Genomic DNA, 21,134 nt, shown 5'->3' on the forward strand with positions numbered 1-21,134 from the left:
GGACGGGCCCTAGGCCGGCACCGCGACGGTATCCAGCAGCCGGTCGATCACCGCGTCCGGCGTCACGCCATCCGCCACGGCGTCGTATGACAGGTGCAGGCGGTGGCGCAGAACCGCGTGGGCCACCGCGCGCACGTCGTCAGGCGAGCTGAAGTCGGCCGCGGACAGCCAGGCATGGGCGCGCGCCGCCTTGTCCAGCGCAATCGCGCCGCGCGGGCTGGCCCCCACCTGTATCCAGCGAGCCAGTTCGCTGTCGCCCGGCTTGCGCGTCGCATTGACCAGATCGACGATGTATCGGTCCACCGCTGCCGAGACATGGATCGCCGCGACCTCGGCCCGGCACGCGAACAGCTCGTCCTGCGACAGGCGCGTGGCGGCCTCCTGCGCGCCCGCGGGCTGGCGCAGCAGCCCCAGCATCGCCACCTCGTCGTCGGCCGCCGGATAGTCCAGGCAGATCTTCATCAGGAAGCGGTCCATCTGCGCTTCCGGCAAGGGATAGGTTCCCTCCTGTTCGATCGGGTTCTGCGTGGCCAACACCATGAACAGGGAGGGCATGGCCCGCGTCGTGCCGCCGACGGTGATCTGGCGTTCTTCCATCGCTTCGAGCAGGGCCGACTGAACCTTCGCCGGCGCCCGGTTCACCTCGTCGGCCAGGATGAGATTGCCGAACAGCGGGCCGGGCTGGAACGCCACCTGATTGCGCCCGTCGGCGTCCTGCTGCAATACGTCGGCGCCGGTGATGTCGGAGGGCAGCAGGTCCGGGGTGAACTGGATGCGGCGCATCTCGGCCGCCAGATGCGCGGCCAGGGCCTTGACGGTCCGCGTCTTGGCCAGCCCGGGCAGGCTTTCCAGCAGGACGTGGCCGTCCGCCAGCAGCGCCACGATGATCTCCCTGATCACCTCCGCCTGGCCGATCACCGCCTGGGATACCGCCCATTCAAGCGCCAGAATGCCGTCCCGGTTGGCCATGCCTTTCTCCCCCTCGATCAGCTGCTCATGAAGAGCGGATATTCAATGGCTGGCGAAGCTGCCCCGAAGGGCCTGGGCCAGCGCCTGTTGTTCCGGCCTTATGACGGTCCGGGCGCCGGGATGCGGGATCGGGTGTGCAGTTTCACTTGCTCTCTCCGTCATGTGGGTCAAGCCGGGGAACATTCGGTGCAGCGGAAATCGAAACCGTTCTTTCTATCGACAGGAAAAAAATAGTGCCAACCCGGATCCCGCGCTATCCGAAAAGCGAAATCTCGATTGAATATTTTGCAGCGTCCGCAGAGGCTGGCTGCGCATGCCGTCCTGGGCTACGCGGCCGCTGTGGCCACGATTCCTCAGGGCAGACAAGCAATATGCCCAAGGGCCGGCCGCCAAGCCAGGCAGGCTCGGCTGCTAGCGGCGGTCATGCCCAAATCTAAATGGCACCCGGCCGGTATTGCAATGTTTTTATGGATTAAGTCAAAAATTTGCAGGCATTGTGGCCTGGGGCAGACAGTCCGCGCGGAACGCGCCCTGGCATGCCTAGACGCGGCCGCCCAGCCGGGGCAGCACGCGTATGTATATCAGCTCGCTCAGCAATTCCACCATGGTCTGGGCCACGATGACCGCCGGCAAGACTGGCACTGCGCCAGGGATCGCCAGGCCCAGCGGCAGCACGACCAGGGAATTGCGCGTCGCGGAACTGAACGACACGGCCCTCGCCTGCTCGGCGGGCAGCCGCCAGATACGGCCGATCGTCCAGCCGATGAGGGGCGCCAGCACCGCAAACGCCACATAGACGGGTACGACCGCCCTCACCTCGTCGACGGCCAGCCCCAGCCGCGGAGCGACGGCGGCCACCACGACGAACAGCACCAGCGCGGTCGCTGGCACGGGCAGGACGCCAAGCAGGTTCGCCGCCGCGCGCATGGCGCGGCTTCGGGCCGCGCCGGCCTGCAAGAGCGCCGCGAGGCCCAGCGGCACCGCGATGAGCCAGGTGAAGGCATGGACGAAGGGCTCCCATTGCACCAGCGCCGCGGCCTCGTCGCCGAGGAACGCGCCCAGGTACAGGGGCAGCAGGAGCATTTGCGCGGCCAGCAGTATCGGCGTCGCGGCGAGCAGCGGGCGGGCGTCGGCCCGGCCGATGTGCGCGAAGGTCACGACGTAGTCGATGCAGGGGGTCAGCAGCACCAGCAGTACGCCTATCCTCGCCAGCGGCGCATCGGGCAACCAGGGCTGCAGGCAGGCGACCAGCAGCGGGACGGCGATGAAATTCGACGCCAGCAGCGCCCCCATGAACCGGAGCTTGGCCATGGCCTGCCGCAGCTGCGTGAGCGGCACCTGCAGAAAGGTCACGAAAAGCATGAATCCGAGCAAGGGATCGATGGCGGGCGCCAGGGCCGCCGATGCCGGGACTTGCCATGCAAGGATCGCCGCGATGGCCACCGCGCCGAAGTAGACGCCGACCTGCCGCTGCTCCAGCAGGTCTCTCACGCGCGGTAACTGCATATCGGGCCGATGTGTGGTGGGGAACCGCCAATCATAGCGTTGCGCGGGCGGGCATGGTTTGCCGTGCGCGCCATGCAATTCCCGCTATTGCCCCCTGACCGAGGCCTTCCGGTAGCGGGACTCGGCGGGCGGCCCTAGCTGGCGTTGGCCGGCGTACAGCCGGACGCCACAGGCGTCTTGATCAGGAATTCCTTCAGGCTGGCCACGTTGTTCTTCTTGAAGAGGCGGTTCTTGTAGGTCACGACCGTGGCGGGCGACAACCCCAGTTCGCGCCCGACCTCCTTGGCGGTATGACCCTGCCGCAGCAGCTCCGCCACCTGGATTTCGCGTAGCGACAGCCCGCTGCGCCAGGAGGCCGCGCGCTGCGCCTCCCCTTCCCTCCTGCATAGTTGATGGTGGCGCCGCGCCAGCGCGATCAGCAGGGGCGCGCGCCCGCGCATCAGCTCGGTCACGTCCGGCGAATGCGTGCGTGAAAAGTACAGATTCAGATAGCTGATGCCTTCGCCGCGGGCGCCGATGAGTGAAATCTTGCTGGCGAACCCCGGCCGTTCGAACAGCAGGCGGCGGTACTCGCTATCGAGGATGCGGTCCGGCGACGCGGCCTGGATGACCGGATCGGGATGGTGGTCGGGCCGGCCGGCCATGTCGAGCAGCAGGCCGTAGTTGGGATCGCGCCGGTAGAACTCGTCGTCGACGAACACATTGGTGGTCCATTCGATCAGGGACTGGTTCAGCAGGCTGGCGGCCGACGAATATTGCACCGCGCCGTCGTGGCCGTAGAACACGTGCGACACGTGGTCGGCGGCCACGGTTTCGCGCAGCGCGAGGAGCAGCGCCGCGTGGAACATCGGGCCGCCCAGGTCCATGACGGCGGATTCGGCCCAGCGGTCCCGCTCTTCGGCCGCGGGCAATGGATGGTTTGTCTCTTCCATGGTCTTGTATTCCCCGCTAACGCGTGTTTTCCCGATTCTAAAGTCATCCTCCGCCGCTGCGGTGTCCTCTCTCGTGAGGACATGACGGCGCCGCGGAGCGCTTCTAGAGTGGTGCCTGCAACGAACCCCTGTGGACCCATGGAGCATTAGGGAAAACGATGAAAGAGCTTCCCATCTACCCGTACGTCAGGCCCGAGGAAATGGATCGCGAACGGCGCGATCCGCATCCGGTGGCCGTCGTGGGAGCCGGCCTGACCGGCCTGACGCTGGCCCTGGATCTGGTGCGGCGCGGAATACCGGTGCTCGTGCTGGACGACGACAACACCGTCGGCGTGCGCGGGCTGGCCTCGCGCGGCATGGTCTGGGCCCAGCGCACGCTGGACATCTTCGACCGGCTGGGCATGGCCGGCGACGTGGTCGGGAAAGGCGTGCGCTGGAACGTGGGCCGCGTGCTGTGCCGCGACATGGCGGTGGCCTCATTCACGCTGCAGGACCAGCCCGACATGCGGCACAACGGCTTCGTCAATCTGCAGCAATACTATCTGGAGTCGTTCCTGGTCGACGCGCTGATGCGCGAGCCTCTGGCCGATCTGCGCTGGCTGAACCGGGTTGCGGGCATCGAGCCCGCCGCGGACGGCCCGGCCACGCTGCGGGTAGAAACGCCGGATGGCGCCTACCGCTGCCGGGCGCAGTGGGTGGTTGCGTGCGATGGCGCGAACAGCGCCGTGCGCGGCATGCTGGGCCTCAGGCCGCGGGTGTACGACAGGACCGAGGACCGCTGGATCATCATCGACATCGTGCTGCGCGATACGGCCTGGCCCGAAGAGCGCTGGACCTGGCTGGACGCGCGCAGCAATCATGGCCGCGCGGTCTGGCGGCACAAGATGGCCGACGACACCTGGCGCCTGGATTTCCAGCTGCGTCCGGACGAGGACCCCGTCGAGGCGGCGACGGAATCGGCCATGCGCCAGCGGGTCTGGGATCTGCTGGGCGAGCCGGTGGCGTTCGACATCGCCTGGCATGGCGTGTGGGCCTACCGCCACGAGTGCCTGGACAGCCTGCGCCACGGCCGCGTGCTGTTCGCCGGAGACTCGGCGCACCTGGTCGCGCCCTTCGGCGCCCGCGGCGGCAACGGCGGCATCCAGGACGCCGACAACCTGGGCTGGAAGCTGGCGCTGCTGTTGCAGGGGCGCGCCGGCGAGTCGCTGCTGGACACCTACAGCGCCGAGCGCAAGCACGCCGCGATGGAGAACATCCGCCAGGCGCGCCGCTCCTCGCGCTTCGTCTATCCCGGAGCCGCCCGTTCGGCGGCGCTGTGGCGCGACGCCATCATCGCGCTGGCGCCGCGGCATGACGTCGCGGCCCGCATGATCAACACGGGCCGCTTGTGCATGCCGGCGGTCTATCCCCCCTCGCCGCTCGCGCGCGGCGCCCATGCCCACGTCGGCCGGGCGCTGCCCAACGTCGTGCTGCGCCAGGCCGACGGACTGACGCTGCACGGGCTGCTCGGCCCGTGGTTCACCGTCCTGGTGTTCGGCGATGCGCTGCCTCCCGGAGCACCCGTTGCACGGCGCGATTCCCTGGTGGAATGGGTGGCAGTCGGCCCGCTGTGCGATCAGCGCGGACGGGCGGCCCTGGCCCATCAGCTCGGCCTGGAGATGGACGGCGCGGCCTGGCTGCTGCGCCCCGACCAGCACGTCATGGCCGCCGGCGACGCGTGCGATTCCGAGGCGCCGCAAGAGTGGGTGGCCCAGGCGCTTTGCGGATCCCGCGCCGCCTGTACCGAATCCTTCCCGGAGGCCCGCGGCCTCTTGCCCGCAATCGGAGGCGCCAGCCATGCCGCTATCCCAGCAACAACTTGACGATTTGCTCGAACGCCTCATCGCGCTCACGGACGTGCCCGATCCGGCAGCCCAGCGCGACAGCCTGGCCCGCTTGTCCCTGCTCCTCATCGAGGCCGTGGACGACGCGGCCAGGGTGCAGGAGGCGGTGGACGAAATCCTGGCGGTCCAGCCCTGCGCGCCCGCCCTCAACATTCCATGAACCACGGAGACGGCGCCATGACGCTGAATCAATCCCTCGCATCCACGACGGCGCCCTGCCCGCCCATCCATGGCCTGCACCATTTCGCCTGGCGCTGCCGCGACGCCGAAGAGACGCGGCGCTTCTACGAAGACATCCTGGGCCTGCCGCTGGTTCATGTTGTCAAGGAGGAGCGCGTGCCTTCCACGGGAGAGCATTGCCCTTTCGTGCACCTTTTCTTCGAGTTCGCGGACCATTCGCACATCGCCTTCTTCGACCTGGGCGACAACGGCCAGAGCCAGCCCGATCCCGCCACGCCGCGCTGGGTCAACCACTTCGCCATGGAGATCCACGGCGAGGCCGAACTGGAGCGGATGCGCCGGCGGCTGCTGGACCACGGCATCGAGGTGGTGGGGCCGACCGACCACCATTTCATCCGGTCTATCTATTTTTTCGATCCCAACGGTATCCGCCTGGAACTGACCGTGCGCCTGCCCATGGACGACTACGTGGCCCGCAAGCGTTGCACTGCCCATGAGGAGCTGGCCGCCTGGACCCGCGACAAGGCCGCGGGCCTGATGCCCGGCGCCACCGGCACCTCCAGCCAGGAACGCCGCGCGGAGCATCGCCAGCATCACGCGGATTGAGCTCCGCCCCTCCTCCCATCCAGAAAAGGAACACCATGAGCAAACCCTTCGCCTCCCAGGCAGACCTGGCTGAAAAGAAGACCTCCTTCGAACGCCTGTCCGAGAACGCCTACGCCTATGTGGCCGACGGCGATCCCAACTCGGGCGTGATCATCGGCGACGACAGCGTGATGGTCATCGATGCGACAGCCACGCCGGTCATGGCCCAGGGGCTGATACGCGCCATACGCGGCGTGACCGACAAACCCATCCGCCACGTGGCCCTCACGCACTACCATGCCGTGCGGGTGCTCGGCGCTTCGGCCTTCGCCGCCGAGGGCGCGGTGAACGTTTTCGCCAGCCGGGGCACCCATGAACTCATCATGGAGCGCGGCCAGGCCGACATGGATTCGGAGATCGGCCGCTTCCCGCGGCTGTTCCAGTCCGTCGAGAGCATTCCCGGGCTGACCCGGCCCACCGTCGTGTTCGAGCGCGAGCTGACATTGTTCATGGGCAGCCTGGAAGTGCGCATGCTGTACCTGGGCGCGGGCCATACCCGGGGCGATTCCATCGTCTGGATTCCCTCTCAGGGCATCTGTTTCGCCGGCGACCTGGTGGAGTTCAACGCGGGCGTCTATACGGGCGACGCCTATCTGGCCGACTGGCCCGCCACGCTCGACGCGCTGGAGTCGCTGCAGCCGCGGCAGATGGTGCCCGGCCGCGGCCCGGCGCTAACCACGCCGGAGGCCTGCCGCGAGGCCATCGCCTACACGCGGCGCTGGGTACAGACCCTGTATGGCTGCGCCCAACGGGGCGTGGAGGAAGGCAAGGGCCTGAAGCAGGTCTACGAAGACACCCGCCGAGTGATGGACCCCGAGTTCGGGCACGTCGTCATCTACGAGCACGCCATTCCCTTCGACATCTCGCGGGCTTTCGACGAGGCCAGCGGAATCGCCGAGCCGCGCGTCTGGACCGCCCAGCGCGACCGTGAAATGTGGGCCGAGCTCACAGCCTGATTCCAGAGGCCCGCGGCGATTCTCGCCCGGGGCCGCATCCCGATACGGAGTACCTGAACATGAAACTCGCCACCCTTGCCAATGGCTCCCGCGACGGTGAACTGCTGGTTGTGAATCGCGGCCTGACCCGCATGCGCGCCGTGCCGCAAATCGCTGCGACGCTGCAGCAGGCCCTGGACGACTGGGCCCGCGCCGCCCCGCTGCTGCAGGCCGAGTACGAGGCGCTGGATGCCGGAGACGGCCCCGGCCAGCCCTTCGATCCGGCCCGCTGCGCCGCCCCCCTGCCCCGGGCGTATCAGTGGGTGGACGCCTCGGCCTACCTGAACCACGTGGACCTGACGCGGCGCGCGCGCGGCGGCGAGATGCCGCCTTCCTTCCTCACGGACCCGCTCATGTACCAGGGCGCTTCGGACGACTTCATGGGGCCGTGCGAGGACATCACCGCCGCCAGCGAGGAGCTGGGGGTGGACCTGGAGGCCGAAATCGTGGTGGTGACGGACGACGTGCCGCTGGGCGTCGGCGCGGACGCGGCATTGGGCCACGTGGCGCTGCTGGGCCTGGTCAATGACGTGACCCTGCGCAATGTGGTCTTGCCGGAGCTGGCCAAGGGCTTCGGCTTCCTGCAGGGCAAGCCCGCGTCGGCGCTGTCGCCCGTGCTGGTCACGCCCGACGAGCTTGCGCCGTATTGGCGCGGCGGCAAGCTGCATCGTTCCATGCAGGTCTGGCTCAACGGCAGGCTTATCGGCCAGCCGCAGGCCGGCGAGGAAATGCAGTTCCATTTCGGCGAGCTGATCGCGCATGCCGCCCGCACGCGCCGCCTGGGCGCGGGAACGCTGGTGGGTAGCGGCACCATCTCCAACGCCAGCGACGCCGCCGGGGTGTGCTGCCTGGTGGAGGCGCGGGTGCGCGAGAAGCTGCGCGACGGCGAAATGCGCACGCCTTTCCTCAAGCATGGCGACCGCGTGCGGATAGGAATGCGCGACGACGCGGGCCGCAGCCTGTTCGGCGATATCGACCAGGAGGTGCGGATCCCAGGCGCCCGGCCCCTGCCGCTCCCGGCCTCGGCGTCCATGCCCGAAACCGCGGCCGCCTGACCCGGAGAGCGACATGGCCGATATCCCTACCCTTACGCTGCACAGTTACTGGCGCAGTTCCGCGGCCTACCGGGTGCGGATCGCCCTGGCCCTGAAGCGCCTGCCGTACCGGCAAGTGGCCTGGCACATGGTCAAGGGCGAGCACCAGCAGCCCGCCTACCGGGCCATCGCGCCCTTCGGCCTCGTGCCCATGCTGGAAACCGATGGGCTGCGGCTGCAGCAATCGATGGCCATCATCGAGTACCTGGAAGAGCGCCATCCCGGAACGCCCCTGCTGCCGGCCGATCCCGCGGGCCGCGCGCAGGCCCGGGCCCTGGCGCAGCTGATCGCCTGCGAAGTGCATCCGCTCAATAACCTGCGCGCGCTCAAGCGGCTGCGCGCGCAGTTCGGCGCGGACGATGCGCAGGTGCAGGATTGGTACCGACACTGGTGCACGGAAGGTTTCCGCGCGTTCGAAGCGGCGCTGCCGCCAGCGCCGGCCAGCGGCTACGCGCTGGGCGCCGCGCCCACGCTGGTCGAATGCTATCTGATGCCCCAGGTCTACAACGCCCTGCGCTACGGCGTGGACCTGGCGTCCTTCGAACGGGTCCGGGCCATCGCCGACGCTTGCGCGAGGCTGCCCGCCTTCGACGAGGCCCGACCGGAAAACCAGCCCGACGCGCCGCAGAGCGCGGCGGCCTAGCGCGGGCTCGCCCCCGCGGAAAACAGAAAAAGCGGAACCCGCCGCCCCCCCCACGGAGACAGACATGCAGACAGAAATCCCCGCAGACGGCGCCGCCGTCGCGCCCGCCGGCGCATCCCGCTCGCCGGGGCCCTTGGTCAGCGCCGACGACCGCAAGGTGCTGGCGGCCACGCTGGTCGGCTCGGCCATCGAGTGGTACGACTATTTCATCTACGTCCAGGCGGCCGGCCTGGTGCTGGGCTCGCTGTTCTTCGCCCCTTTTGCCCAGGAGAATCCGGAGCTGTCGCTGATCCTGTCGTTTGCCACCGTGGGCGTGGCCTTTCTGTTCCGGCCGCTGGGCGCCATAGTCTGCGGCCACCTGGGCGACCGGTACGGGCGCAAGCGGGTGCTGGCCGCCACGCTGATTCTGATGGGCGTGTCGACGGCCCTGATCGGCGTGCTGCCGACCTATGCGCAGATCGGACTGTGGGCGCCCGTGATCCTGGTGACGCTGCGCGTGCTGCAGGGGTTCTCCGCCGGAGGCGAATGGGGCGGCGCGGCGCTCATGGCGGTCGAGCACGCACCCGTCGACCGGCGCTCGCTGTTCGGCGCCTTCCCCCAGATCGGCGTGCCGCTGGGCATGATCGTCGCGACGGGCGCGCTGTGGTGCATCACGGCCCTGGTCGGCGCGGAGGCCTTCATGGCATGGGGGTGGCGCATTTCCTTCCTGCTGTCCATCGCGCTCATCGTCGTGGGCGTTTTCATCCGCCGCGCGGTGGAAGAGTCGCCGGTCTTCCTGGAGATGCAGTCGCGGCGCAGCCATTCCTCGGCGCCGCTGGGCGCGCTGCTGCGCAAGCATCCGCGGCAGATCGTGCTGACGACGCTGATCTTCGTGGGCAACAGCACGGCAGGTTACCTGCTGGTCGGATTCTTCATCAGCTATGGCAGCCGCGCGCTGCACATGCCGGCCCAGCAGGTGTTGATGATCTGCACCGTGGCGGCGGCCTGCTGGCTGGGCACCACGCTGCTGGGGGGCTGGCTGGGAGACCGCATCGGCCGCGTGCGCACTTTCCAGCTGGGCTATGTGCTGCTGGCGCTGTGGGCCATTCCGATGTGGGGCTTCATTGAATCGGGCGACGTCGCCAAGTTCGCGTTCGCGCTGGTCGTGCTGTCGGTGCCGCTGGGCCTGACCTATGGCCCCCAGGCGGCGCTCTACGCCGAGATGTTCCCGGCCGACGTGCGCTATTCGGGCGTATCCGCCGGCTATGCGCTGGGTTCGATCCTGGGGGGCGCCTTCGCGGCCATGATCGCGCAGTCCATTATCTCGGCCACGGGCCAATCCTGGCTGGTAGGCGTCTATGTCATCGTCATGGCCGCAGTGTCCTTCGTGGCGGTAACGCTGGTCAGGGATCGGCCCGGCACGACCCTGCACGCGGAATGACGCCCGCTCTTTCCTTTACTCTTTGCCCGCGCACGCCATGAGCACCCGCATCCGCCAGAACGACCTGATCGAGTCCGTCGCCAGCGCGCTCCAGTACATCAGCTGCTACCACCCTGCCGATTACCTCTCGCACCTGGCCCGCGCCTACGAGCGGGAGGCCAGCGGGCCCGCGCGCGACGCCATGGCGCAGATCCTGCTCAGTTCGCGCATGGCCGCCACCGGCCGGCGGCCCATCTGCCAGGACACGGGCATCGTGAACGTGTTCCTGGAGGTCGGGATGGAGGTGCGCTGGACGGGCTTTACCGGCAGCCTGGAGGATGCAGTCAATGCCGGCGTCCGCCGCGCCTACCTGGATCCGGACAATCCGCTGCGGGCTTCCGTAGTGTCGGATCCGCTGTTCGGCCGCCGCAATACCGGCGACAACACTCCGGCCGTGATCAGCACGCGGATCGTGCCGGGCACCAGCGTGAAGGTCACGGTGGCGGCCAAGGGCGGTGGCTCCGAGAACAAGGCGAGGCTCGCCATTCTGAATCCGGCGGACAGCGTGGTGGATTGGGTGCTGAAGCAGGTTCCTGCAATGGGGGCCGGCTGGTGCCCGCCCGGCATGCTGGGCATAGGCGTGGGAGGCACGGCCGAGAAAGCGGTGCTGCTGGCCAAGGAAAGCCTGATGCAGCCCCTGGACATGCACGAACTGCAAGCCCGGGCGCGGCGCGGCGAAACCCTGGAGCCCGAGGATGCGCTGCGGCTCGAACTGCATGACCGCGTCAACGCATTGGGCATCGGCGCGCAGGGGCTGGGCGGCCTCACCACTGTGCTGGACGTGAAGATCAAAACCTATCCCACTCACGCCGCCGCCAAGCCGGTCGCGCTCATCCCCAATTGCGCAGCCACCCGCCATGCGAGCTTCGTGCTCGACGGCTCCGGCCCGGCGCATCTGGACCCACCATCTCTCGACCTGTGGCCGGACATGGGCCCGATGAGTGGAATGGACGCCGGGCGGCGAGTCGATCTGGACAGCCTCACTTCCGAGGAGGTCGCCTCCTGGCGCGCGGGTGAGAGGCTCTTGCTGAACGGGCGCATGCTGACCGGGCGCGACGCCGCCCATCAGCGCATCCGGGAAATGCTGGCGCGGGGCGAACCGCTGCCGGTCGCGTTCCAGGGCCGCGCGCTCTATTACGTGGGGCCGGTGGATGCTGTGCGGGACGAAGCCGTGGGCCCCGCCGGCCCCACGACCGCGACCCGGATGGACGGCTATACGGACATGATGCTGGAGCGCGCCGGTCTGTTGGTCATGATAGGCAAGGCCGAACGCGGCCCGCAGGCCGTGGCTGCGATCCAGCGCCGCCGGGCGGCCTATCTGATCGCGGTGGGCGGCGCGGCCTATCTCGTGTCCCGCGCGATCCGCCGCGCCCGCGTCCTTGCCTTCGAGGACCTGGGCATGGAGGCGATCCACGAGTTCGAGGTGGCCGACATGCCCGTGACGGTGGCCGTGGACGCCGGCGGCGGCAATCTCCATGTCTCCGGTCCCGCGCAATGGCGGCGGCAGATCCCCGTGGAGCCGGTCCGCGCCTGAAGGCGCCGCGGACCGCTTCGATCGATCGTTGCGTTCGGCTCGAGCCCGGCATGACCATCGCCGTGGACCACTGTGGAGACTCGGATGGCTGGGCATCCAGGCGGCCTGGGGAGATAATGCCAGTTCCACCTTATGCCGAAAGAGGATGCCGATGTCTCGTTGGACCTTTTACTCCGCCCCTGGTACCTGCGCGCTAGCCACGCATATCGCGCTGCATGAAGCGGGCGCCGATTTCGATCTCGTCAAGCTGGACTTCAGCGCCGGGCAGCAGCAAAGCGCCGAGTACCTGCGCATCAATCCCAAGGGCCGCGTGCCCGCGCTGAAGACTGAACACGGCGTGCTGACGGAGACGCCGGCGCTTCTGGCCTTCGTGGCGCAGAGCTTTCCCAAAGCCGGCCTGGCGCCCCAGGACGATCCCTTCGCGTTCGCGCGCATGCAGGAACTGGCGAGCTATCTGGCTTCCACCGCCCACGTGGCCCACGCGCACAAGCGGCGCGGAGCGCGCTGGGCGGACGACCCCGCCGCGCACGAGGCCATGCGCGCCAAGGTGCCGCAGGCCATGACGGCTTGCGCCGCCTACCTGGAATCGCAGATCGCCGGCCCGTGGGTGGCGGGCGATCGCTATAGCGTGGTCGATGGCTATATGTACACCATAGGCAGCTGGCTCGAGGGGGACGGCGTGGACATGGCGCAATTTCCGAAGCTCACCGCCTACATGGCGCGCATGGGCGAGCGTCCTGCGGTGCAGCGCGCGCTCGCTGAGGCCAAGGCCTAAGGCTCCTCGGGGCCGGGGCGCTCCCGGGCACGCTTCAAAGGAACCCGATCCAGCGCCCCGCCACCAGGCAGCCCAGCCACAGCAGAAGCGAGGCTCCCGCCTGCGCGCGCAAGGCGGCGCCGGCCTTGCCCTGGTCCAGGACCCGCGCCCAGGCCTGGCCGCGGCGCACGGCCCAGGCATTCAGCGCCGCGGCGGCCAACAGGCCCATCTTGACCAGAAACGCGCGGTTCCCCAGGTACTCCATCGGCTGGACGCTGAACAGCACCGCCCCCGTCAACACGGCCAAGCCCAGCCCTGCGGCGGCTGTGCGCGCCAGCACGGGCGCAAGCACTGCCAACGGGCCGGGCTTGAGCAGGCCCAGCAGGCGCAGGTCCAACGGCACGATGGAGCCGATGAGCAGCCCGATCGATCCGATGTGCGCGGCGTTCACCAGCAGGTACAGCGTGCCGGACCGCCGCAGCCAGATCGCGGGCGGCAGGGTCTCAAGCTGCTCCAGGGCGGACCGCAGCAGGTCGGGCATCTTCGCGGCTCAGGGCTTCCGGATGCGGCTGGGATAGATGTCGTAGGTCTTGCCGCCCACCTTGATCTGCACGGCTTTCATGCGCTTGTTGGCCGAATCCCGGTCCCGGTTGCCGATGGCGGTCACGGTATCGCCGGGCTTGGCCGAGCCCTCGACGAATCCCGCTTCCTTCGTCTGCGTGGGATTGCCAAGCTCGACACGCCAGGTCCCGTCATCCGTGCGAACGTCCAGCCAGGGGTGCGGCGGCGCGATCTGCACCTGTTGCACGGTGCCTTGCAAGGTCATCTGTTCGGATTCAGCCCAAGACCAGCCGTGATGCGCCATGGCTGCGGTCGGCGCGCCCGCCAGCCCGGCCAGCGCCAGCGCGGTCAGGCCCGTGTGTAGGCATAGCTTCATGTCGATGCTCCTGAGTTGAGGTGGGCTCCCTACTCCCGCGCCCGGCGCCGGCCCGGCAGGCGAATACCCAGTTTCAGTGATTCACAAGGACCCGTCCGCAATATCTAATCCTCGTCCATGAAGTCTAGTGATGAAGATTTGCGATCCGACGGGAAATGTTGACGCCGACGAACCATTGTGCCGCCCCGACCGGCCGGTCCGCAACGCCGCCAGCGGAGGCCGAGCTGCCCTTGCGCGATCTGGTGTGCCAGCACGCCAGTGGACTGTCGGGCCTGGTGGCGGCGTATGTGCAACGCACCGACCCCGGCCTGGCGCAGGCTTTCGGACAGCAGATGGAAGCCTGCCGCACGCTGGGCCCCGCGCAATTCTCATCCTGGCTGTACGGCGTAACCTTGCGCCTGCTGCGCGACTCGCTTGGCAAGGGGCTCGCGGAGCTGTCCGACTTCGCCTTGCGGTTCCTCCGCGAGGTCCCGCCGTCGCTGGCGCGGCCCATGATCACGCTTGCGCTGTCGAGCATCAGCTATGTGGCCTGCACCATCTATCTGTGCAAGCCGGCTTGCGCCGCTGCGCGCGATATCCTCCTGCCCTCGGATTGGAAGGCATGCGTGGACAGGAACCTGCAATAGTTCCGCCCCGCTCGCCCTATGCTGAGAATTTACTTTAAATAATTTTCTTTAAGTACGGTAAATAAAAACATATAAATCAATCAGTTATATTTAATTATTAATGCTGTTTCAAGCAGGAAGCTTCGATAGGGCCAGAGGCTTCCTGCATTTTTTTCGGGTAAACCCGCAGAAACTTTTCCAGGCCCGCATCGGTCGCTTAGTATTCAGGAGAATGTCAGATCCGGCCCCGAGCCGCATCTGTCTCCGCCCCCGCCGTCCACGCGAGAGTCCCGATGACACCGTTGTTGCCCAGGCGTTCGCCCATGACTTCCATCCGTTTGCTTCCAACGCAACGGACGCGCGGCAGGCGGGCGGCGCTTCATGGCCGGCACGCGGCCCGGCGCGCTTGGGGCCATCCACCATGAGCGGCGTATCGGATGCGGGGGTAACGCGCGCGCCGGCCGGCCTGTCGGTGATGGACGCAACAATGGTGCTGGTCGGCGTGGTGATCGGCATCGGCATTTTCGGTTTTCCCCCATTGGTGGCGCAGCATGTCGGCTCCGAGGCGGGCTATATCGCCCTGTGGTGCGCGGGCGGTTTCGTGATGCTGATCGGCGCGCTTTGCTACGGAGAGCTGGGCTCGGCGTACCCTGGAGCGGGCGGCGAATACCTGTACTTGACGCGCGCCTGGGGTCAGCGCGTGGGCTTGCTGTTCGCCTGGGCGCGCTGCACCGTGATCCAGACGGGCGCCATCGCGGTGGTCGCCTATATCTACGGCGATTATGCCCAGCGCCTCGCCCCCCTGGGGCCCCACGGCCCCGCGCTGCACGCCGCGATGTCCGTGGTGGCGCTGACGGCCCTGAACGTCGCGGGCACCCGCTATTCGAAGCGCCTGCAATGGACGTTCACCATGCTGACGCTGGCGGCCCTCGCGGCCGTGCTCGCCGCCAGCCTGTCGGCCACGGGAGACAATCCACTGCGTAGCGACGCGGCCACGCCGCTGGCGGGCAGTCCGGCCGGGCTCATGGGGATGGGCATGGTTTTCGTGTTGCTGACCTATGGCGGCTGGAACGAGGCCGCCTACCTGAGCGGCGAGTTGCGGGAGCCCGGCCGCAACATGAGCCGGGTGCTGCTGATCGGCACGGCGATCGTGACGGGCGCCTATGTATTGATCAATCTGGCCCTGCTCGAGATCTTCGGCCTGCAGGGCCTGCGGGACACGCCGGCGCTGGGCGCCGACGTCATGCAGCTGGCTGCGGGCCCCTACGCGGCTGCCCTCCTCAGCCTGACGATCTGCGCCACGGCGCTCAGCACCATCAACGGCACGATCATCACCGGCGCCCGCCTGTACTGCGCGCTGGGCCGGGACGTGCCCCGACTGCGGGCGCTGGCGGCCTGGAGCGACCGCAATGACACGCCGGCCGCCGCGCTGCTGGTCCAGGGCGCGATCACCCTGGCCCTGGTCGCGCTGGGCGCCTTCAGCCAGAACAGCGTGCAGACCATGGTGGCGTATACCGCCCCGGTATTCTGGATCTTCATGGCGCTGGTCGCGATGTCCGTCTGGCGTCTGCGGCGCATCGATCCCGAGCGCCCTCGGCCGTTCCGGGTGCCGCTCTACCCTCTTCCTCCCGCATTGTTGGCGCTGGCATGCGCCGGCCTGGTGTATTCGAGCTCCGTCTATGCAGGGGCCGGCGCCCTGATCGGGTTGGCCGTCCTGGCGGCGGGCCTGCCCATGCTGCGCCTGCTCAAGCCGGAGCCCGCGGGCCCCTAGCCGCGGCGTTCCCCGCCGGCCTTTCCTCCACGCAAGGAGCCTTCATCATGCAGATCGCGATTCAGTCCCAATTGCCCGGCGCCCGGCCCGCTCCACGGCGGCTGCGCCTGGCGGCGCTGGCCTCGGCGATGGCCCTGGCGCTGGCGTGCGCCTTCGAAGCCGGCGCCCAGGCCGCGCCCGCTGCGGCGCAGCCGGCCGGACAGCAGGAATACGTGCCCAATGTGGGCCAGGACGGCAAGGACGTCATCTGGGTGCCCACGCCGCAGACGCTGGTGGACAAGATGCTCGACATGGCCAAGGTCACTCCCAAGGACCGGCTGATGGATCTGGGCTCGGGCGACGGCCGCACCGTCATCACCGCCGCGCAGCGCGGCCTGACGGCGCAGGGCATCGAGTACAACCCCGACCTGGTCGAGCTGTCGCGCCGCAACGCGGAGCGCGCCGGCGTGGGCGACCGCGCCACGTTCGTGGCGGCGGACCTGTTCGCCACCGACCTCTCGAAGGCGGACGTCATCACCATGTTCCTGCTGTCCACGATCAACGAAAAACTGCGCCCCAGGCTCCTGGAGCTGGCGCCAGGCACGCGTGTGGTGTCGAACACCTTCCGCATGGGCGATTGGGAGCCGGATGCCGAAGAAACCGTGACGCAGGATTGCAGCACCTATTGCACCGCCCTGCTGTGGATCGTGCCTGCGAAGGTGCAGGGCAAATGGGACGTGGACGGACAGACGCTGCAGTTGGACCAGCACTACCAGAAGCTGTCGGGCAAGCTGGGTTCGGTCCCGATTTCCGATGCGCGCCTGAATGGCGCGGAGATCGCATTCACGGTCAATGGCGTGCGCTATACCGGGCTGGTGAACGGCAAGACCATGAGCGGCAAGGCCGCCGGCCAGGGGAAATGGTCGGCCAGGCGCGCCTAGCAGGCTTGCGCCGCCGGGAGCTCATGCAATAGCATCCGTTGCATGAGACGAGACAGCAAACTTTCCGGCGTGCTCCACGTACTGCTCCACATGGCCGAGGCCCCTGGCCCCATGACTTCGGAAGCGTTGGGCAAGGTGATGCAGACCAACCCGGTGGTGATCCGGCGCATCATGGCCGGGTTGCGCGCGCAGGGCCTGGTGCGTTCGGAGAAAGGCCATGGCGGCGGATGGACGATTTCCTGCGACTTCGCCGCCGTCACCTTGCGCGACATCTACGAGGCCCTGGGCTCGCCGGGCATTTTCGCCATGGGCAACCGCAGCGAATCGCCCGGCTGCCTGGTCGAGGCCGCTGTCAATGCCGCCTTGACCGACGCCTTCGACCAGGCGGAAGCGCTATTGCTGGAGCGCTTCGGCGAAGTCACGCTGGCCGTGCTGAGCCAGGATTTCCATGCCCGGATGCAGGCGCGTGGACCCGATTGCGGTTTGCCGGCCGCGCACGCATGAGCGGCGCCGGCCTGCCGCGCTAGCGCGGGGGGCTTGCGGGCAGGCCGCCGTGGCGCCAGGCCATCAGCGAGGCTTCCACCTGGACGACCTCTTCCGCGCTCATGCCTGCCATGTCGTAGAACCGCTGGCGCTCCCTCACCACGCCGAGCACGTGCTCGAGTATTTCCCGGGCGGCCGCTTCCGACCGCAGGCCGAAGCGCCGGTATTCGCTCAGGCAGTTCCGGAACGAGCTTTCCCGGCCAGCCTCGCCGATATGCAGGTAGTGCTTGGCCGACCCTTCCTGCGTCACCACGTCGAACAAGGGCGACAGGCGGTAGCTGTGAGCGGCCTCGTCCTTCAGGAAGCCCACGTTCTTCAGGTGATCGTCGGTGTTGTGGACGGCCACGTTCAGGACCATGCGCGCATACAGTTCCTTCAGGTCCTGCACCGGGTTGGACGACACGCGGCGCGCGACGTCGGCCAGCCTGGCGTAGGAATACGTGGCCTTGCCGCGCGGCCCGTCCAGCTCGCGCTTGCCGATCTGCACGGAGGGGCTGATGAGCGAAGCGCCGCTCAGGAAATGGCGGCGCGCAATGATCGGGGCGGCGCCCTTCCCGGCGGGCAGCAACTGGCGGTCGAAGCGATGCGTCAGCAGGACCGCCCCCAGGTGCGTTTCGGCCAGGCGGATATCCGGCACGGTCAGGCCTATGGCCTTGGCCATCTGCAGGTTGGCGTACTCGACGCGTTGCCGGTCGTACGAATCGCCCTTGCGCGGAAACTTGGCGATCCACATTTCGCCCTGGTCGTCGCGCACGATGGTCTTGGGGCGCGCGCCGCCTATATCCCAGGAGCTGCCCAGGATGTCGCGGTACAGCCCCTTGGGCTTGACGCCCTGGTCGATGTCGGTCAGGAGGCTGGCAAGCGATTCCAGCTGGCTGACTTCGGGCAGGCGATAAGTCTTGCGCATATTGGGGGTGAGCAGCCGCGCGCTGAAGAACAACGCGCCTACGCCCATGCCCCTGCCCTTGAGCAGGACTTCGTCTTCGGTCACGCGCGCCCCGGCGTTGTCCACGCGCATGACGTTACGCCCCCACGCGTCCGGGGCGGCGTCGAAGATAGCTCCCAGCCTCTCGTAGCGGCTCTCGGTGCGGAATGTCGTCCTGGAGTCGGCCAGCGGCAGGTTCAGCGGATCGAGCGCGAATGCGCGCGGGTCGTCCACGTATGACTGCACGTAGGTGAATTCGGCGAAAAAGTGGTTCTCGTCGGAGTCGTCCAGCGTCAGGATGCCCGCCAGCACGGCCTCGCCACGGATGTCGACGTAGACGAAAAGCTCGCTTTCGACCGATTTGTGCGTCTTGGTTCGCGCCATGTCCGGAGCCGGCCGCTATAGCTGGGAGGGATCGGCGCGGTGCGAGTGCAGCGCGCCCGCGCTGCCCCGGCTGGGCCTGCGCACGGCGTCGAGCCGCTTGCCCACGCCGTCCTGCTCCGGGTCTCCCAGCGCGAAAACCTGGTCCGCGTAGCCGTATTGGAGCAAGGCTTCCACGGCGAGCGCCAGCGACACGCCGCCATCGCCGCGCTCCAGGCGGGCGATGGTCGCCCGGGACACGCCCATGCGATTGGCAAGCGTGGATTCCGTTTCGGCGCGGCGCAGCCGGGCGGTGCGGATGTTGGCGCCGATCCGCGCCAGCGCTTCGGCGGCGTCGAAACTGGGTTCGATTTTTTTCTTCATGGCTCAATAATAGCGCTTTGCATCATACAATGCACTATAAATGAGTCATGAAATTTTCATAAGATGATCCATTAATGAGTCATTAATAATTCTAATGCTCTATTAATGATTCATTTCATGAGTTAAATCGTTACCGCCTGTTCGAGCCGCAAGCCGCCTCGTCCTGTATCCAGAGTCACGCGCGCGCCCAGCGGCAGGGTCAGGTTCGGGTCGCCGTGGCCGCTGGGCCAGCCGCCCAGCACAGGAATACCGCGGGCGCGGAATTGATCGAGGACCAGCGGGTACAGCATGCCCTGGGCCTGTGCGTCGTCCATCGATACGCCCAGGATGCGCGTGAAATTGCCGACCAGCACGCCCTTGACGCCGTCGAACTTGCCGGCGGCGGCCAGTTGGCTCAGCAGGCGATCCACCCTGGGCAGCGCTTCGTTGACATCTTCGATGAACAGGATCGAGTCGCGGGTGTCGATCTCGTTGGGGGAGCCGATCAGCGCGGCGATCAGCGCGAGGTTGCCCCCGACCAGCCGTCCGGTGGCCGTGCCCGGGATGAGTTCCGTCGCGGTGGCGTCCAACGGCGGCTCGATCCACGCCCCCTGCCCCACCTGCCCGCCGATCATGGCCAGCAGATGGGATTCCGTGGGCTGGCGTTTACCGGCAAGCATGTCCTGGGCCAGCATCGGGCCGTGGAAGGTAACGAAGCCCGCGTGCCGCTGCACGGCCAGATGCAGCGCCGTGATGTCGCTGTAGCCGATGAAGGGCTTGGGGTTCCGGCGCAGCAGGCCGAAGTCCAGCCTGTCCAGCAGGCGCCATGATCCGAAACCGCCCTGCAGGCACCACACGGCGCCGATGTCCGGCGCGGCGAATGCCGCATGCAGGTCGGCGAGCCGCTCGGCATCGGTGCCCGCCAGGTAGTCGTACGGGGCGTCCAGGCGGGTGCGTGAGGCAGGCATGACCTGCGCGGCGTATCCTCGCGCTTCCAGCCATTGCGCGGCAAGATCGCTGGCGTCCGGCGCGGCGGACGCGGGGGCCACGATGGCGACCCGGGCGCCCGGCCTGAGCGCCGGCACGGCCGACGCCGCCGCTCCTGCGTGGGAAGCCGGGGGCGCGGGCCGGACAGGCCCCGGCGCTTTGCGTGGGGCTACGGCGGCGGGGCTCGCGCAGCCGCCCAACACGGCGGCGGACAGGCCCAGCAGGCCGGCGTTGATCAGGAAGTTCCTGCGTCCTTCGGCAAGGCGCTGGTCCTGGCCGGCGAGCGATTCCGTCATTGTCATTCCTGTTCCTCAGAACCGTTCATAGGCAAGGCGATAACGCCATTGCCCCGCTGCCAGGCCCGCCATCGGCAGGCGCCCGATGCGGATGCGCCGCAGCGCCTGCAAGCGCAGGCCGGCGCTATCGCACACGTACTCGATGAATCCCGGATCCGGCGTCTTCAAGGCGAAGCGGAGATGGGTTTCGTTCTGCCAGCTGATTTTCATGGGCGTGGCGGCGCGGCCTTCGTAAGCCAGACCGCGCTGCAGGCGCGCCAGGTCCCCTTCCTTCAATTGGCCCGACACATGAGCCACGTATTCCTGTTCGACATGGCGGCTTTCCTCCAGCAGCTTGCGCGCCACGGGATACTCCTGCGTATACACGAGCAGCCCGCTGGCCGCGCGCTCCAGGGGCGTCACCAGCCGCAGGCCATTGAACATGCGTTTCAGATAGCGCAGGCCGGAGCGGTCGCCCGGCATCAGGTTTTCGGGCAGGATCAGGTCGCGGGCGGAACCGGCTTCGTCGCTGGCATACAGGCCGGCCGGCTTGTGCAGCAGAATGGTGACCGGACGAGCCACTTCCAGGCGCGCGCCCGGCAGCAGGCTCACGGCCTGGCCTGGGGCCACCCGGTAGCCGGGCTCTTCGACCCTTTCCCCGTCCACGGCGACCCAGCCGCCTTCTATATATCGTTCGGCGTCGCCCCGGGAGCAGGACTGTTCCGCGGCCACGCGCTTGGCCAGGCGCACGCTGTCGCTCATTGCCGCACCGCTTTGCGCGTGGGCGCCGCAGAACGTCGCGGGCCGGGGAAAGTACCGCGGGCGGGCGGGAATGGGAGCATCGTCATGAGGTA

Annotated in this window: 22 protein-coding genes; 13 read left to right on the forward strand and 9 right to left on the reverse strand. The window is 68.0% G+C overall.

Annotated features, from left to right (window positions below; translation table 11 throughout):
* Positions 1–9: 9 nt before the first annotated feature.
* The 3 genes from JL37_RS28125 to JL37_RS28135 all read right to left on the reverse strand — a co-directional run bounded on the left by JL37_RS28125 (position 10) and on the right by JL37_RS28135 (position 3,407).
* Positions 10–969: a MoxR family ATPase gene (locus JL37_RS28125; RefSeq protein ID WP_043548522.1), complete on the reverse strand. Its 960-nt coding sequence runs from the start codon at positions 967–969 to the stop codon at positions 10–12.
* A gap of 540 nt (positions 970–1,509) precedes the next feature.
* A complete protein-coding gene (locus JL37_RS28130) occupies positions 1,510–2,475 on the reverse strand; it encodes an arsenic resistance protein (RefSeq protein WP_043548524.1) in 966 nt (321 codons plus the stop codon).
* Positions 2,476–2,609: 134 nt separating this feature from the next.
* Positions 2,610–3,407, reverse strand: a complete 798-nt coding sequence (locus JL37_RS28135; RefSeq protein ID WP_043548526.1) for a helix-turn-helix transcriptional regulator — start codon at positions 3,405–3,407, stop codon at positions 2,610–2,612.
* Between the two features lie 158 nt (positions 3,408–3,565).
* On the opposite strand from JL37_RS28135, the gene JL37_RS28140 reads away from it, so the two are divergent.
* The 9 genes from JL37_RS28140 to JL37_RS28180 all read left to right on the forward strand — a co-directional run bounded on the left by JL37_RS28140 (position 3,566) and on the right by JL37_RS28180 (position 12,615).
* Positions 3,566–5,269, forward strand: coding sequence for an FAD-dependent monooxygenase (locus JL37_RS28140; protein WP_043548527.1), 1,704 nt, complete (start codon positions 3,566–3,568; stop codon positions 5,267–5,269).
* Positions 5,244–5,450: a hypothetical protein gene (locus JL37_RS28145; RefSeq protein ID WP_043548528.1), complete on the forward strand. Its 207-nt coding sequence runs from the start codon at positions 5,244–5,246 to the stop codon at positions 5,448–5,450. Before JL37_RS28140 ends, JL37_RS28145 begins: the two co-directional genes overlap by 26 nt.
* 17 nt (positions 5,451–5,467) lie before the next feature.
* A complete protein-coding gene (locus JL37_RS28150) occupies positions 5,468–6,076 on the forward strand; it encodes a VOC family protein (RefSeq protein ID WP_043548529.1) in 609 nt (202 codons plus the stop codon).
* Between the two features lie 35 nt (positions 6,077–6,111).
* Positions 6,112–7,071, forward strand: coding sequence for an MBL fold metallo-hydrolase (locus JL37_RS28155; protein ID WP_043548530.1), 960 nt, complete (start codon positions 6,112–6,114; stop codon positions 7,069–7,071).
* 59 nt (positions 7,072–7,130) lie between these two features.
* Positions 7,131–8,165, forward strand: a complete 1,035-nt coding sequence (locus JL37_RS28160) for a fumarylacetoacetate hydrolase family protein (protein ID WP_043548531.1) — start codon at positions 7,131–7,133, stop codon at positions 8,163–8,165.
* A gap of 13 nt (positions 8,166–8,178) precedes the next feature.
* On the forward strand, positions 8,179–8,847 hold the full coding sequence (gene maiA / locus JL37_RS28165; protein WP_043548532.1) for a maleylacetoacetate isomerase: 669 nt from the start codon (positions 8,179–8,181) through the stop codon (positions 8,845–8,847).
* A gap of 64 nt (positions 8,848–8,911) precedes the next feature.
* On the forward strand, positions 8,912–10,267 hold the full coding sequence (locus tag JL37_RS28170) for an MFS transporter (protein ID WP_043548534.1): 1,356 nt from the start codon (positions 8,912–8,914) through the stop codon (positions 10,265–10,267).
* A 37-nt stretch (positions 10,268–10,304) separates the two neighbouring features.
* Positions 10,305–11,840 carry a fumarate hydratase gene (locus tag JL37_RS28175; protein ID WP_043548820.1) on the forward strand — a complete coding sequence of 512 codons (1,536 nt, stop codon included), beginning with the start codon at positions 10,305–10,307 and terminating at the stop codon, positions 11,838–11,840.
* 151 nt (positions 11,841–11,991) lie between these two features.
* Complete coding sequence (locus JL37_RS28180) at positions 11,992–12,615, forward strand: glutathione S-transferase family protein (protein ID WP_043548535.1); 624 nt, start codon at positions 11,992–11,994, stop codon at positions 12,613–12,615.
* 34 nt (positions 12,616–12,649) lie between these two features.
* On the opposite strand, the gene JL37_RS28185 is transcribed toward JL37_RS28180, so the two are convergent.
* On the reverse strand, positions 12,650–13,135 hold the full coding sequence (locus tag JL37_RS28185; RefSeq protein ID WP_052097650.1) for a DUF6644 family protein: 486 nt from the start codon (positions 13,133–13,135) through the stop codon (positions 12,650–12,652).
* Between the two features lie 9 nt (positions 13,136–13,144).
* Positions 13,145–13,531 (reverse strand): DUF6152 family protein, encoded by a 387-nt coding sequence (locus tag JL37_RS28190; RefSeq protein WP_043548537.1) that lies wholly within the window; start codon positions 13,529–13,531, stop codon positions 13,145–13,147.
* Between the two features lie 230 nt (positions 13,532–13,761).
* On the opposite strand from JL37_RS28190, the gene JL37_RS28195 reads away from it, so the two are divergent.
* The 4 genes from JL37_RS28195 to JL37_RS28210 all read left to right on the forward strand — a co-directional run bounded on the left by JL37_RS28195 (position 13,762) and on the right by JL37_RS28210 (position 17,331).
* Positions 13,762–14,157 carry a hypothetical protein gene (locus JL37_RS28195; RefSeq protein ID WP_043548538.1) on the forward strand — a complete coding sequence of 132 codons (396 nt, stop codon included), beginning with the start codon at positions 13,762–13,764 and terminating at the stop codon, positions 14,155–14,157.
* 400 nt (positions 14,158–14,557) lie between these two features.
* Positions 14,558–15,907: an APC family permease gene (locus JL37_RS28200; protein ID WP_043548539.1), complete on the forward strand. Its 1,350-nt coding sequence runs from the start codon at positions 14,558–14,560 to the stop codon at positions 15,905–15,907.
* A gap of 47 nt (positions 15,908–15,954) precedes the next feature.
* On the forward strand, positions 15,955–16,827 hold the full coding sequence (locus tag JL37_RS28205; RefSeq protein WP_081955239.1) for a cyclopropane-fatty-acyl-phospholipid synthase family protein: 873 nt from the start codon (positions 15,955–15,957) through the stop codon (positions 16,825–16,827).
* A 42-nt stretch (positions 16,828–16,869) separates the two neighbouring features.
* Positions 16,870–17,331, forward strand: coding sequence for an Rrf2 family transcriptional regulator (locus JL37_RS28210; protein ID WP_043548540.1), 462 nt, complete (start codon positions 16,870–16,872; stop codon positions 17,329–17,331).
* 19 nt (positions 17,332–17,350) lie between these two features.
* Here JL37_RS28210 and JL37_RS28215 read toward each other — a convergent pair whose 3' ends face one another.
* From JL37_RS28215 to JL37_RS28230, 4 genes are all read right to left on the reverse strand, one after another.
* Positions 17,351–18,679 (reverse strand): type II toxin-antitoxin system HipA family toxin, encoded by a 1,329-nt coding sequence (locus tag JL37_RS28215; RefSeq protein WP_043548541.1) that lies wholly within the window; start codon positions 18,677–18,679, stop codon positions 17,351–17,353.
* 15 nt (positions 18,680–18,694) lie between these two features.
* The gene (locus tag JL37_RS28220) at positions 18,695–19,039 is read right to left on the reverse strand and encodes a helix-turn-helix transcriptional regulator (protein WP_043548542.1); all 345 of its coding nucleotides are present in this window, start codon (positions 19,037–19,039) and stop codon (positions 18,695–18,697) included.
* A gap of 122 nt (positions 19,040–19,161) precedes the next feature.
* Complete coding sequence (locus tag JL37_RS28225; RefSeq protein ID WP_043548827.1) at positions 19,162–20,103, reverse strand: LD-carboxypeptidase; 942 nt, start codon at positions 20,101–20,103, stop codon at positions 19,162–19,164.
* Between the two features lie 213 nt (positions 20,104–20,316).
* Positions 20,317–21,042 carry an RNA pseudouridine synthase gene (locus tag JL37_RS28230; RefSeq protein ID WP_043548543.1) on the reverse strand — a complete coding sequence of 242 codons (726 nt, stop codon included), beginning with the start codon at positions 21,040–21,042 and terminating at the stop codon, positions 20,317–20,319.
* Positions 21,043–21,134: the final 92 nt, after the last annotated feature.

Source organism: Achromobacter sp. RTa (assembly GCF_000757485.1).
GTDB lineage: Bacteria > Pseudomonadota > Gammaproteobacteria > Burkholderiales > Burkholderiaceae_B > Achromobacter.

Coding starts and splice junctions, on each gene's coding strand:
- JL37_RS28125 (WP_043548522.1), bottom strand. CDS start 969: ATGGCCAACCGGGACGGCATTCTGGCGCTTGAATGGGCGGTATCCCAG.
- JL37_RS28130 (WP_043548524.1), bottom strand. CDS start 2,475: ATGCAGTTACCGCGCGTGAGAGACCTGCTGGAGCAGCGGCAGGTCGGC.
- JL37_RS28135 (WP_043548526.1), bottom strand. CDS start 3,407: ATGGAAGAGACAAACCATCCATTGCCCGCGGCCGAAGAGCGGGACCGC.
- JL37_RS28140 (WP_043548527.1), top strand. CDS start 3,566: ATGAAAGAGCTTCCCATCTACCCGTACGTCAGGCCCGAGGAAATGGAT.
- JL37_RS28145 (WP_043548528.1), top strand. CDS start 5,244: ATGCCGCTATCCCAGCAACAACTTGACGATTTGCTCGAACGCCTCATC.
- JL37_RS28150 (WP_043548529.1), top strand. CDS start 5,468: ATGACGCTGAATCAATCCCTCGCATCCACGACGGCGCCCTGCCCGCCC.
- JL37_RS28155 (WP_043548530.1), top strand. CDS start 6,112: ATGAGCAAACCCTTCGCCTCCCAGGCAGACCTGGCTGAAAAGAAGACC.
- JL37_RS28160 (WP_043548531.1), top strand. CDS start 7,131: ATGAAACTCGCCACCCTTGCCAATGGCTCCCGCGACGGTGAACTGCTG.
- maiA (WP_043548532.1), top strand. CDS start 8,179: ATGGCCGATATCCCTACCCTTACGCTGCACAGTTACTGGCGCAGTTCC.
- JL37_RS28170 (WP_043548534.1), top strand. CDS start 8,912: ATGCAGACAGAAATCCCCGCAGACGGCGCCGCCGTCGCGCCCGCCGGC.
- JL37_RS28175 (WP_043548820.1), top strand. CDS start 10,305: ATGAGCACCCGCATCCGCCAGAACGACCTGATCGAGTCCGTCGCCAGC.
- JL37_RS28180 (WP_043548535.1), top strand. CDS start 11,992: ATGTCTCGTTGGACCTTTTACTCCGCCCCTGGTACCTGCGCGCTAGCC.
- JL37_RS28185 (WP_052097650.1), bottom strand. CDS start 13,135: ATGCCCGACCTGCTGCGGTCCGCCCTGGAGCAGCTTGAGACCCTGCCG.
- JL37_RS28190 (WP_043548537.1), bottom strand. CDS start 13,531: ATGAAGCTATGCCTACACACGGGCCTGACCGCGCTGGCGCTGGCCGGG.
- JL37_RS28200 (WP_043548539.1), top strand. CDS start 14,558: ATGAGCGGCGTATCGGATGCGGGGGTAACGCGCGCGCCGGCCGGCCTG.
- JL37_RS28205 (WP_081955239.1), top strand. CDS start 15,955: ATGCAGATCGCGATTCAGTCCCAATTGCCCGGCGCCCGGCCCGCTCCA.
- JL37_RS28210 (WP_043548540.1), top strand. CDS start 16,870: ATGAGACGAGACAGCAAACTTTCCGGCGTGCTCCACGTACTGCTCCAC.
- JL37_RS28215 (WP_043548541.1), bottom strand. CDS start 18,679: ATGGCGCGAACCAAGACGCACAAATCGGTCGAAAGCGAGCTTTTCGTC.
- JL37_RS28220 (WP_043548542.1), bottom strand. CDS start 19,039: ATGAAGAAAAAAATCGAACCCAGTTTCGACGCCGCCGAAGCGCTGGCG.
- JL37_RS28230 (WP_043548543.1), bottom strand. CDS start 21,042: ATGAGCGACAGCGTGCGCCTGGCCAAGCGCGTGGCCGCGGAACAGTCC.